Source organism: Hymenobacter sediminicola, from assembly GCF_014250515.1.
GTDB classification, from domain to species: Bacteria; Bacteroidota; Bacteroidia; order Cytophagales; family Hymenobacteraceae; genus Hymenobacter; species Hymenobacter sediminicola.
This window is the reverse complement of sequence record NZ_CP060202.1, coordinates 3,186,217-3,199,095: the sequence shown is the minus strand read 5'-3', so window position 1 is coordinate 3,199,095 and position 12,879 is coordinate 3,186,217. Positions and strand designations below refer to the sequence as shown.

At 57.9% G+C, this 12,879-nt stretch carries 9 protein-coding genes; all 9 read left to right on the top strand.

Annotation, left to right across the window (positions count from 1 at the left end):
- Positions 1–6: 6 nt before the first annotated feature.
- The 9 genes from H4317_RS13645 to ftsA all read left to right on the top strand — a co-directional run bounded on the left by H4317_RS13645 (position 7) and on the right by ftsA (position 12,877).
- The gene (locus H4317_RS13645; RefSeq protein ID WP_185887134.1) at positions 7–2,406 is read left to right on the top strand and encodes a penicillin-binding protein; all 2,400 of its coding nucleotides are present in this window, start codon (positions 7–9) and stop codon (positions 2,404–2,406) included.
- 63 nt (positions 2,407–2,469) lie between these two features.
- Positions 2,470–3,957, top strand: a complete 1,488-nt coding sequence (locus H4317_RS13640) for a UDP-N-acetylmuramoyl-L-alanyl-D-glutamate--2,6-diaminopimelate ligase (RefSeq protein WP_432805904.1) — start codon at positions 2,470–2,472, stop codon at positions 3,955–3,957.
- Positions 3,958–4,086: 129 nt separating this feature from the next.
- Positions 4,087–5,307: a phospho-N-acetylmuramoyl-pentapeptide-transferase gene (gene mraY / locus H4317_RS13635; RefSeq protein ID WP_185887133.1), complete on the top strand. Its 1,221-nt coding sequence runs from the start codon at positions 4,087–4,089 to the stop codon at positions 5,305–5,307.
- An 11-nt stretch (positions 5,308–5,318) separates the two neighbouring features.
- Complete coding sequence (gene murD / locus H4317_RS13630) at positions 5,319–6,704, top strand: UDP-N-acetylmuramoyl-L-alanine--D-glutamate ligase (RefSeq protein WP_185887132.1); 1,386 nt, start codon at positions 5,319–5,321, stop codon at positions 6,702–6,704.
- 48 nt (positions 6,705–6,752) lie between these two features.
- Positions 6,753–7,946 (top strand): FtsW/RodA/SpoVE family cell cycle protein, encoded by a 1,194-nt coding sequence (locus tag H4317_RS13625; protein ID WP_185887131.1) that lies wholly within the window; start codon positions 6,753–6,755, stop codon positions 7,944–7,946.
- A 78-nt stretch (positions 7,947–8,024) separates the two neighbouring features.
- Positions 8,025–9,119: an undecaprenyldiphospho-muramoylpentapeptide beta-N-acetylglucosaminyltransferase gene (gene murG, locus H4317_RS13620; RefSeq protein WP_185887130.1), complete on the top strand. Its 1,095-nt coding sequence runs from the start codon at positions 8,025–8,027 to the stop codon at positions 9,117–9,119.
- A gap of 142 nt (positions 9,120–9,261) precedes the next feature.
- On the top strand, positions 9,262–10,641 hold the full coding sequence (gene murC / locus H4317_RS13615; protein WP_185890045.1) for a UDP-N-acetylmuramate--L-alanine ligase: 1,380 nt from the start codon (positions 9,262–9,264) through the stop codon (positions 10,639–10,641).
- Positions 10,625–11,389, top strand: coding sequence for a cell division protein FtsQ/DivIB (locus H4317_RS13610; protein WP_185887129.1), 765 nt, complete (start codon positions 10,625–10,627; stop codon positions 11,387–11,389). The genes murC and H4317_RS13610 overlap by 17 nt, the downstream gene beginning before the upstream one ends.
- 96 nt (positions 11,390–11,485) lie before the next feature.
- Entirely contained in the window at positions 11,486–12,877 is a 1,392-nt protein-coding gene (ftsA, locus tag H4317_RS13605; protein ID WP_185887128.1) for a cell division protein FtsA, read from the top strand.
- Positions 12,878–12,879: the final 2 nt, after the last annotated feature.

Below are 12,879 nucleotides of genomic sequence, written 5' to 3'. Positions count from 1 at the left end.
GTGAAGATGAAAGGAAGCGTAAAAAAATCCATCGTTACCCGCGTACGGCTGGCGTTTTTGGGCGTCTGCCTATTTTCGTGCGCCGTGGTCTGGAAGATTTCCAACATCCAGTTCAAGGAAGGGGAGCGGTGGCGCGCCCTGGAGCAAGAACGGCGGGTAGTATACCAGCCGGTGTTTGCCACGCGCGGCACTATTCTCGCCGACGACGGCAAAAGCATTATGGCTACGTCGTTGCCCTTCTTCCGGGTGGCCTGGGACCCCAGCGTAGTGGATTCGGAAACCTTCCACAAAGACGTCGATTCGCTGGCTATTCAACTGGCCCATTTCTTCGGCGACCGAAGCGTATCGGAGTACAAGCGCAAGCTGAAGAATGCCAAACTGGCCAAGCCTTCCGTGCGCTATATCCGCCTGAATTCCCGGCAGATCAACTACCAGGAAAAAAAGGAACTGGCACAATGGCCCATTTTCCGGGAAGGCAAAAACAAGGGCGGTGTAATCTTCGAGAAAGTGGATAAACGCTTCCGGCCATTTGGCGGGCTGGCGCAGCGCACTATTGGCTTCGTAAACGAGGACAAAAACGGCGCGGGTCTGGAATTCACCTTCAACCGCCACCTAGCCGGCAAAGACGGCGAGGCGCTGTTTGAACGGCTGCCTGGCGGCAACAAGCCCATCTACGACGGCACTGAAGTGAAGCCGATTCCCGGCTACGACGTGCAGACCACGCTTGACATCAACCTGCAGGATGTGGCCGAAAATGCGCTGTACAAGTCATTGGTAGATAATAATGCTCAATACGGCTGCGTGATTCTAATGGAAGTGCAGACTGGCGCCATCAAGGCCGTGGCAAACCTGGGCAAGGTGGCCGACGGCGTATACCGCGAAGACTACAACTACGCCATTGCCGACCAGGGCCGTACCGAGCCGGGTTCCACGTTCAAGCTGGCCTCGATGATGGCCTTGTTCGAGGAAAACCCGGAAATCACGCTCGATGATATGGTGGACACCGGTAACGGCCGCATGTACATCGGGGGAGCCGTGAAAACGGACTCACATGGCTACGGTAAAATCACAGTGAAGCAGGTATTTGAGAAGTCGTCGAACATTGGCGTGGCCGTACTGGTCGACCGGCAGTTCAGCAAGAACCCGACGCGCTACACCGACCACCTGAAGCGGTTTGGGCTACATAAGCCGCTGGGCTTTCAGATGGCCGGCGAGGCGCGCCCTTATGTGAAAGATCCGCAGGATCGGTCTTGGAGCCGCACTTCGCTTACTACCATGAGTATCGGGTATGAGCTGAAGCTGGCTCCGCTGCAGACGCTGGCCTTCTACAACGCTGTGGCCAATGGTGGGGTGCAGGTGCAACCCATGATTGTACGCGAAATCAAGCAGGCCGACAAAGTGCTGGAGCGGTTCGAGCCGGTGGTGCTCAACCCCAAAATCTGCTCCGACGAAACGCTGGAGAAGGTGAAGGCTATGATGGAAGGCGTCGTCACCCAAGGCACGGCCCGCAGCATTCGGTCCGAGGATTTCAGCATTGCCGGCAAAACGGGTACTGCCTGGAAATTCAAGAACGGGGCGTATACCAAAGTGTATTCTACCAGCTTCTGCGGCTATTTCCCCGCTGATAAGCCCAAGTACAGCTGCATTGTCGTGGTTGATTCGCCCAAGAAAGGCCGTATCTACGGCGCCGATGTGGCGGCTCCGGTGTTCCGGGAGGTAGCCGACAAGGCTATGGCTCGCGACGCGGCCAGCCAACGCCCGCTGCTGGCGCGCGCCGCCTCATTGCAGAAAGCCAAAGTGCCGTTTGTGGAAGCAGGCATGCAGGATGAGCTACGGCTGGTATGCGAGCAGATCGGGGTGAAAAACGAAGCTGCTACGCCTGACGAGGACTGGGTCCGCATTGCAACCAGAAAGGATAGCGGGGCCGAAGCCCTGACGCTGCAGCCGCTGCCCGTGCGGCCCGGCCGCGTGCCCAACGTCACGGGCCTCACGCTCCGCGACGCACTGTTTCTACTTGAAAACCGGGGCCTGCGCGTACGCACCCAAGGCACCGGCCGCGTAAAAGCGCAGTCGTTGGCGGCGGGAGCAGCCGTGCGGCGCGGTACCGTGGTGACGCTGGCGCTGGCGCCTATCGGGCAACGCTCCGGCGGCCCGGCAGCGCCGGTGGTTGCACCAGCATCCAGCCAGTTGGAAGAAAACAAGCTACTGACGCCCGTTGATACCGACCTGGATGCCAAAGCCCGGGCGCTGGCCGCCAAAGCCAAGGCCCGCCTGGCTGCTGCCAATACTACACCTGCTACGAGCCAGCCGAAAAAGAAGCCTGAACCCAAACCCAGCGCCAAACCGGCGAAACCTGCCAAACAGGTGACCCAGCAAGCCACTGCTGCCAAGCCCAAAAAGGCCTGATAGTATTCCGTTCACCTCCGCGCAACTTACCAAAGGATTCTGCGAGAAAACGAACCCAACACATTGCCTGATTCCACTGAAATAACGCCTCCGCTTTTTTCTCTGCTTGCCGATGTGAGCGTAACGGCGCAGCATGGCCCCGCCGATGTGCCCGTACATGCCCTCACCCTCGACTCGCGGCAGGCCGCGCTTGGCTTCGTGTTCTTCGCGCTACGCGGCGCCGCCACCGACGGCCACCAGTTCATTGCAAAAGCCGTGGAGCAGGGTGCCGCCGTTATTGTGTGTGAAGACCTGCCCGCCGCCCTCAATCCGGCCACGGCCTACGTGCAGGTACCCGATTCGGCGGAGGCTATGGCCCATATGGCAGCGGCGTTCTACGGGCATCCGTCGCGGAGTCTGCAGCTGATTGGCGTGACGGGCACCAACGGCAAAACCACCTGCGCTACGCTGCTGCACAAGCTGCTGCGCGAGCTGGGCTACCATACCGGCCTGCTCAGCACGGTGCAAAACCAGATTGACGAGCAGGTAATTCCGGCCACGCATACCACGCCCGACTCCATCCGGCTGAACGAGTTGCTGGCCCGCATGGTGGAAGCCGGCTGCACACATGCCTGCATGGAGGTGAGCAGCCACGCCGTCGTGCAGCACCGCACCACCGCGCTGCGGTTCGCGGGTGGCATCTTCACCAATCTCACCCACGACCACCTCGACTACCACGGCACGTTCGATAACTACCTGAAAGCCAAGAAAGGCTTCTTCGACCAGCTACCGAAAACGGCTTTTGCCCTCTCCAACGCTGATGACAAGCGCGGCATGGTGATGCTGCAGAATACGGCCGCCCGCCGCGAAACGTACTCGCTCCGCAGTGCTGCCACATTCCGGGCCAAGTTGATTGAAAATGCCGTGCATGGCCTGCACCTGGAAGTAGACGGCCACGACACCCAGTTCCGACTCATCGGGGTGTTCAATGCCTACAATCTGCTGGCTGTGTATGGCGCGGCGGTATTACTGGGCGAGGAGCCGCTGGAAGTGCTAACGGTGCTGTCGGGGCTGCTGTCGGCGCCGGGGCGGTTTGAGCCGGTGGTATCGGAGAAAACCCGCGTGACGGGCATCGTGGACTACGCACACACCCCCGACGCGCTGGAAAACGTGCTGCAAACCATTGCTGATATCCGCCAGCCCAGCCAGCAGGTAATTACGGTGGTGGGCTGTGGCGGCAACCGCGACGGGGCCAAACGCCCCATTATGGCCGGCCTCGCCTGCCAAGGCTCCGATCGGGTCGTGCTGACTTCTGACAATCCGCGCTTCGAAGACCCCAACGATATTCTGCAGCAGATGCAGGCCGGCGTGAAGGTGCAGGACTTGGCCAAAGTCCTGACCATTCCGGACCGGCGCGAAGCCATCAAAACCGCCGTGGCCCTAGCCGGCCCCGGCGACATTGTGCTGGTGGCGGGCAAAGGCCATGAAACCTACCAAGAAATAAAAGGCGTGAAAACCGACTTTGACGATAAGAAAGTGCTGACCGACATGTTTGATCTGCTGGGTAAGTAGGTCTGTAGCGCATTGTGCGGCTCCGTTCTACACCAAAATCTGCACAAACGCAACGCTTGCCGAACCCTGAAAAACCCGAACCTTTGCAGCTTGCCGAAATTCTGACCGCAATCTGCTGAACCCGCGCCCATGCTGTACTATCTCTTCAATTACTTGTATAAAGTGCACCACGTGCCCGGCACGGGCGTGATGCAGTACAGCTCGTTCCGTGCGGCCCTGGCCATTGTCACCTCGCTTATTATCGCGCAGTTTTTTGGCGCACCCCTGATCCGGATTCTGCAGCGCCAGCAAATCGGCGAAACCATCCGGGACCTGGGTTTGCAGGGCCAGATGGAGAAGAAAGGAACACCTACTATGGGTGGCCTCATTATCCTGCTGGCCATTCTGGTGCCGGTACTACTCTTTGCCAAGCTCGACAATATCTACATAGTACTCATGATTCTGAGCACCGTGTGGCTGGGCCTGATTGGCTTCGTCGACGACTATATCAAGGTAGTAAAGAAGGACAAGGAAGGCTTGGCCGGCCGCTTCAAGATTATGGGCCAGGTGGGCCTGGGCCTCACGGTGGGTTGGGTGCTGTTCTTCTCCAACGACGTGACCGTGCGCCAGTATCTGCTGGCTAATGGGCAGTCGTCGGCGGTGGATGCCAGCACCATCTACCAAGATGTGAAGCTGATGATTACGACCATTCCCTTCGCCAAAAACAACGAGCTGAACTACGGCGACCTGTTTGCCACGGCCGGCGACTTTTTCAACGAGTACTACGCCTTCTTCTACATTCCCATCGTGATTCTTATCATCACGGCGGTGAGCAACGGTGCCAACATTACCGACGGCCTCGACGGCTTGGCAGCGGGCACTTCGGCCATCATCGGTACCACGCTGGCCATTTTTGCTTTCGTGAGCGGCAATGCCTTGCTGGCTGACTACCTGGATATTATGTTCATTCCGAACTCCGGGGAACTGGTCATTTTCTGTGCTGCCTTCGTGGGGGCGTGCGTGGGCTTTCTGTGGTACAATAGCTACCCGGCGCAGGTGTTCATGGGCGACACTGGCTCGTTGGCCATCGGTGGCATTATTGCGGTGCTGGCCATCATCGTGCGCAAAGAGCTGTTGATTCCGGTGCTCTGCGGGATTTTCCTGATCGAAAACCTGTCGGTGATGGTGCAGGTGAGCTACTTCAAATACACCCGTCGCAAATACGGCGAAGGCCGCCGCCTGCTGCGCATGTCGCCGCTCCACCACCACTACCAGAAGCTCGGCTATCACGAGTCCAAAATCGTGTCGCGCTTCTGGATTGTGGGCATTATGCTGGCCGTCCTGACCTTGGTTACTCTGAAACTTCGCTAATAACTCAAACTATGCACTACGTCATCCTCGGAGCCGCAGAAAGTGGGGTAGGGGCCGCGCTACTGGCGCAGGCTAAAGGCCATACGGTGTTCGTATCGGACCAAAGCCCCATTCAGCCTGTTTACAAGGAAAAGCTGACGCAGGCGGGTATTCGGTTTGAGGAAGGCACGCATACCGTAGCCGAAGTGCTGCGCGCCGACGAAGTAGTGAAAAGTCCCGGTATTCCGGAAAAAGCGCCCATAATCCAGGCACTGCGCGAACAGGACATTCCCATCATTTCGGAAATTGAGCTGGCGGGCCGCTACACCAAAGCCAAGTGCATCTGCATCACGGGCACTAACGGCAAAACAACCGCCACGCTGCTTACCTACCACCTGCTGAAAGAAGCAGGCTATAGCGTAGGCCTTGCTGGCAACGTGGGGTACTCGCTGGCCGAGCAGGTGATTGAGGACAAATTTGAGTACTACGTGGTGGAGCTGAGCAGCTTTCAGCTGGATGACACTTACGAGTTTCAGCCCTGGATTTCGGTGCTGCTCAATATCACGCCCGACCACCTGGACCGCTATGGCTATTCGCTGCAACTCTATGCCTTGGCCAAGCTGCGTATCATGCGCAATCAGGACAGTTCCGGCTGGTTCATCTACAACGCCGACGACGAGAATATTCAGCGCTACTTTCAGGCGGCACTGCGGCCCGTCAATCAGCTGCCTTTCAGCCTGCACCACCGCCCCGACTACCACTTAGCGGCTTACTACACGCAGGAAGACCATTTGTGTTCTAATCTGAATCCGGGGTTAAGCCTGGACGGAGAAGAAATAAGCATCAGCGCCTCGCCACTTATTGGGCAGCACAACCGCCAGAACATGCTAGCCGCCGTACTCTGCGCGCGGGTAGCTGGCCTGAGTACCGAGCAGATTGAAGCCTCGCTGGGCACCTTCCGCAACGCCGACCACCGCCTGCAACCGGTGGGGAGCATCAACGGCGCGCGTTTCATCAACGACTCTAAGGCGACTAACGTGGAGGCCGCGTGGTACGCGTTGGATGGCATCCGGCAGCCCATCATATGGATTGCGGGCGGCACCGACAAAGGCAATGACTACTCCACGCTGGTGCCACTGGCCAAATCCCGCGTGAAGGCGCTTATCTGCCTAGGAGTGGACAATGAAAAGCTGAAAGCCAGTTTTGGCGGCGTAGTACCGTTGTTGGAGGAAACGCAAAGCGTGGAAACCGCCGTTCGGCGCGCCGCCGAACTGGCCGAAAACGGTGACGTGGTGTTGCTCTCGCCCGCCTGCGCCAGCTTCGACCTGTTCAGGAACTATGAAGACCGCGGCCGGCAGTTTGCCCAGGCGGTGGCCCGATTTGCCGACGACGAAACCAACGAGAAATCCGGCGAATAAGGTAGCAGAGCGACAAAAAACAGCCCAATAAGCGAAAATACGTGCCTTATGGACATCATTAAAAACTGGCTACGGCAGAACCTGAAGGGTGACCCGGTACTCTGGGGCATCGTGATTCTGTTTTCGCTCATCAGCATGGCCGTGGTGTACTCGGCTACGGGCACACTCGCCTACAAAAACGAGCTGCGCGGCCGGTCCGGCACCACCGAAATGATTCTGTTCAAGCACACCAGCCTCATTTTTGTGGGGCTGGCGCTGATGTGGCTGGCCCACCGCATCGACTACCGCTACTACTCGCGCCTCTCGCTGTACGCGCTGCTGCTGTCAGTGCCGCTGCTGCTGTTCACGTTTTTCATGGGCGGAACTACCCTCAACGATGCTTCGCGCTGGCTCACCATTCCGGTCATCAACCAAACCTTTCAGCCCTCCGACTTAGCCAAGCTGGCCCTGATTTCGCATCTGGCTTCCATGCTCAGTCGCCGCCAGCAGCACGTCAATGACTTCAAAGCCACGCTGTTGCCAGTGATGCTGTGGGTAGGGTTGATTTGTGGTATCATCATCATGAGTAATGCCTCCACGGCGCTACTGCTGTTTGCTACCTGCTTGCTACTCATGTTCATCGGGCGCGTGCCGCTCAAGCAGATGGCCGTGATGGTTGCTATTGGGATAGTAGTTGGGGGCGTGGGTCTGGCCTCCGGTCAGCGCTACAAAACGGTGCTTTCGCGCATCGAAAGCTTCACTGATAAAAGCAAACCGGTGCCGTTCCAGCTGGAACACTCCTATATAGCAATTGCCACGGGCGGTATCACGGGTAAAGGACCCGGCAACAGCACCGAGCGTAATATTCTGCCGCACCCATACTCCGACTTCATCTACGCCGTCATTATCGAAGAATACGGTATGGTGGGCGGCGTGACGGTGCTGTTCCTCTATCTGGCTTTCCTGTATCGAGGACTGCTAACGGTAGTAAACAGCCACGGAGCCTTCGGGGGGCTGCTGGCGGCCGGCCTTACCTTCAGTCTGGTACTGCAGGCCATGGTGAATATGGGTGTGGCCGTAGGGCTAGGCCCAATTACGGGTCTGCCGCTGCCGCTGCTGAGTATGGGTGGTACCTCGCTCATCTTCACCGGTATCAGTGTGGGCATTATTCTGGCGGTGAGTCGGGGTGAGCGGGAAATAAGACCCATGGTGGGCGAACCGGCTGATACCGCCCGGATTCCCAAGAAAACGGCCTACGCGTAACCCAATGGCTGTTTCGGCGCCTACTAGAAACCGAATCCCTGCAGTCCCCAATCAGTACCTGACAATCAACCAATCATAATGCGTGTAATCATCAGCGGAGGCGGTACGGGCGGGCACATCTTCCCGGCGGTGGCAATTGCCAACGAACTGCGCCGCCGCCTGCCCGATGCCGAAATCCTGTTTGTGGGCGCCAACGGCCGCATGGAGATGACACGCGTGCCCGAAGCCGGCTATCAAATCGTGGGCCTCGACATCAGCGGGCTGCAACGCCGCCTTACCCCACAGAATCTGTTATTTCCGATTCGGGTGATGCGGGCGGTGCGCAAAGCCGGCAAGCTCATTGAGGGCTTCCGGCCCGATGCGGTGGTGGGTGTGGGCGGCTATGCCTCGGCGCCGGTGCTGCTGGCTGCCACGTCGCGGGGTATTCCGTCACTCATTCAGGAGCAGAATTCCTATGCAGGCCTTGTAAATAAGCTACTAGCTCGCCGCGTAGATAAAATCTGCGTGGCCTACGAAGGCATGGGCAAGTTTTTCCCGACGGAAAAGCTGGTGCTGACCGGCAACCCCGTGCGCACTGAAATAGCAACCGGCGACCGGGCCGCGGCACTGGCCTTTTTCGGCCTTGATGCCACGCGGCCGGTGCTACTCGTTATTGGCGGTAGCTTGGGCGCCCGCACACTCAACCAAGCCACGGCCGCCGCGCTGCCGCGCCTGCAGGCAGCCGGAGTGCAGCTACTCTGGCAAACCGGCAAACTCTACTACCCCACGGCGCAGGAGCAAGCCGCTCCTTTCGCGGCCGCTAACCTGCACGCGCTGGAATTTGTGCAGCGCATGGACCTAGCCTACGCCGCCGCCGATGTGGTGATTAGCCGCGCCGGAGCTTTGTCGGTGTCGGAGCTGTGCCTCACGGGCAAGCCCAGCATTCTGGTGCCCTCGCCCAACGTGGCCGAAGACCACCAAACCAAAAACGCCATGGCCTTGGTGAAACACGATGCCGCGCTGCTGGTGAAGGACACAGAGGCCGCCACGCGCCTCTACGATGAGGCGTTGGCGCTGCTCCAGAACCCGGCCCGGCAGCAGCAGCTCAGCGCCAATGTGCGCAAGCTAGCTCATCCGGAGGCCACGGCCACCATCGTAAATGAGCTGCTGACTCTCATCGGAAAAGCTCCTTGAAAACACCGCTTGCGCCACGTCTACAGAAATTGATATGCCTCCGGCCTGCCACTTTCTCCTTTTTACTCTGTAATTCCTCCTTCCTTTGAACCCAGTCGCCGCCTTTCCTTACGTCTACTTCCTCGGTATTGGAGGCATCGGTATGTCGGCGCTGGCGCGCTGGTTTCAAGCCAATGGCCACCAGGTTTCGGGCTACGACAAAACCCGCACGCCCCTAACCGACGCGCTGGTTGCGGAAGGTATTGTGGTGCATTTTGACGATGCCGTAGAAAGCATTCCGGCCGCAGTGCGCCACAACCGCGCCCAGACGCTGGTAGTCCTGACGCCCGCCATTCCCAAAAACCATCTGGAGTGGGCCTGGCTGCGCGAAAACGACTACGATATCCGCAAGCGCAGCCAGGTGCTGGGTGTACTCACGGCCGGGCACCGCACTATTGCCGTGGCCGGCACGCACGGCAAAACCACTACCAGCAGCATGGTAGCGCACCTGCTGCACTATGCCGGCGTGCCCTGCGCGGCTTTCCTGGGCGGCCTCTCCGTAAATCTGGGCTCCAACCTGCTTTTGCCACCGGCCGGCGAAGCCAACGTGCCCATTGTGGTGGAGGCCGATGAGTACGACCGGAGCTTTCTGACCCTGCACCCCGAAATTGCCATCGTCACGAGCACCGACGCTGACCACCTCGACATCTACGGCGACAAAGACGCGCTGGTAGAGTCGTTCCGGCAGTTTGTAGGCCAGATTCAGCCTGGCGGTACGCTCATCCTCAACCACACCGCTGATGACAGCGTGGCAACGGCGGTACCGGCCGGCGTACGGGTTATCCGTTACGGTCTTTCGCCCGAACAAGGGCCTGAGTTGTACGCCGACAACATCACCGCCCAGGGCCACGAATTCCGGTTCGACCTGCACGGGCCACAGGGAACGGTAGCAGCACTCACGCTGGCAGTTCCCGGCTACCACAACGTGGAAAACATGCTGGCCGCCGCCTGTGTGGCTCAGTTGGAGGGAGTCAGCGCGGAAAAGTTACAAACAGCTGTAGCTGCTTACCGAGGCGTAAAGCGCCGCTTTGAATTCATTCTGACTGCCGAAGCAGAGGACGGGCAGAAAGTTTATGTAGATGATTATGCCCATCATCCACGCGAAATCGAGGCCTTTCTTCGTTCCCTGCGAGCCCTGTATCCGGGCCGCAGGCTGCGGGTGGTTTTCCAGCCGCATCTGTTCACCCGCACCCGCGACTTTGCACCCGGATTTGCTGAGAGTCTGAGCCTTGCCGATGAAGTGGTGCTAATGGACATCTATCCAGCACGCGAACTGCCACTACCCGGTGTGACGTCCGAATTGATTTTGTCCCAAATAACTGCTCCCCGTAAATCAGTGCAAAGCCGGGAGGAAATTCTCGCTAATGCCGAAACCCAATCGGATTTCGACGTATTAGCCACTGTCGGCGCCGGCGATATTGACCAGTTGGTTCCGCGTTTAAAGAATATTTTACATCTTCGGTGGAATGGAACTCAAGCGTAAGGTAAATAATGTGCTGTTTGCCACCGGCTGCCTCGTGCTGCTGGGCGGGCTGGCCGTGTTTGCCGGCGTGAAACAGGCTAATCGGCCCGTTGGGCAGGTTATTGTCACCATCGGCAATGAGTTCAACAACTACTTCATCAGCGAGCGAGAGGTAACGAACCTGCTCACCCGCAACGGCGAGCAACGCCTGGAAGGTACCACACCCCAAGAACTCAACCTGCCAGCTCTGGAAGCCCGCCTGAAAGCGCACAGCTTTGTAAAGGACGCACAGATCTACCGCGACCTGGCCGGCAATCTGCATGCCGACGTGCGCCAGAATCGCCCCATCGCACGCCTCGTGCACGCCGACACCCGCCAGGACTTCTACCTTGATGCGGATGGACACAAACTGCCGCTGTCTTCCCTGTTCACGGCGCGGGTTGTGCCGGTGTCGCGGCCCGGTGGGCAACCACTAGCCGCTGCTTTTTTTCAGGATTCCACCGGTCTGCGGTATCTGGAACTACTGCGCTACATCGACGAGCATTCCTTTTGGCGTGCTCAGGTAGCGGAGGTCTTTATAGGAGCCAACGGCAAGGTTTCGTTCACGCAGCAAATAGGAGATCAGCAGGTAGAATTTGGCTTTCCTGAGAATATTTCGGAGAAATTTGCGAAACTGATGGTATTTTACCGTCAAATACCTCCGGCCTTGGGCTGGGATACGTACCACCGCGTCAACGTTGAGTTTAAAGACCAGATAATTTGTGAGTGAGATTTTCTCGCTCTATTGGCTTGAAAAGCCTATTTTTGCCCCTAACACACCGCCTCACACTGCCCTTGCCCGCCAGCTTAACCCGACAACCTCCCCATGCAACACGATAAGATTGTAGTCGGCCTCGACATTGGAACCACCAAAATCTGCGCCCTTGTGGGCCGCAAAAACGAATTTGGTAAGCTAGAAATTCTGGGCATGGGCAAAGCCGTGTCCGAAGGTGTGGTGCGAGGCATTGTATCGAATATCGATAAAACCGTTGACGCCATTAAGCGGGCTATTCGGCAGGCAGAAGAGCAATCGGGCATCAATATCGGCGTGGTGAACGTGGGTATTGCTGGCCAGCACATCAAGAGCCTGCAACACAACGGCAGCATCACGCGGGCTTCTGCGGATAGCGAAATCACGCAGGAAGATGTGGAGCGCCTCACCGGTGATATGTACCGTCTCGTGACGCCTCCCGGCTCCCAGATCATTCACGTAATGCCCCAAGACTACAAGGTGGATTACGAGGAGGGTATCATGGACCCAGTAGGCATGTCGGGCGTGCGTCTGGAAGGCAACTTCCACATCATCACGGCTCAGAGCACAGCCATCAACAACATCAACAAGTGCGTCAACAAAGCTGGTCTTGAAATTGATAACCTGATTCTGGAGCCGCTGGCTTCCAGCATGTCGGTGCTGTCGGATGAAGAGAAAGAGGCGGGCGTTGCGCTGATTGATATTGGCGGCGGCACTACCGACTTGGCTATTTTCAAGGATGGCATTATCCGCCACGCGGCAGTACTGCCGTTTGGTGGCAACATCGTCACCTCCGACATCAAGCAGGGCTGCCAGGTAATGCAAAACCAGGCGGAGCAGCTAAAGGTGAAATTCGGCAAAGCCATTGCGGAAGAAGCTTCCGATTACGAAATCGTAAGCATTCCCGGCCTGCGCGACCGTGCTCCTAAAGAAATTTCTCTCAAGAATCTGGCCTATATCATTGAGGCCCGCATGGAGGAAATAATTGAGTTGGTGTACGCCGAAATTCAGCGGACGGGCCACGCCGATAAGCTGGCAGCCGGTATCGTGCTGACGGGCGGCGGCGCACAGCTGCAGAATCTGGTGCAACTCACAGAGTACGTTACAGGCCTCGACACCCGGATCGGTTATCCGAATGAGCACTTGGGCAAAAGCAAAATCGAAGCGGTGAAGTCGCCGATGTATGCTACCACGGTGGGTCTCGTTCTGGCCGGTTACCGCTCATTGGATGAGCGCCTGAACCGCAATAACTACGAGCAGGAGGAGCAGCAGCAGAAGCCTGCCGTTGCCTACCAGCAACAGGTTGCTGCACCCGCTCCATTGCACATACCTGCCTCCGCTCCAAAACCAGAAGCGCAGAAGCCGGCTGAACCCAAAAAGCCTTCCGGTGCCAGCAAATTCCTGAGCGACATCATCAGCCGTACCAAAGGGTTGCTGATCGACGATTTTGATGATAAGCAGTACTAGTT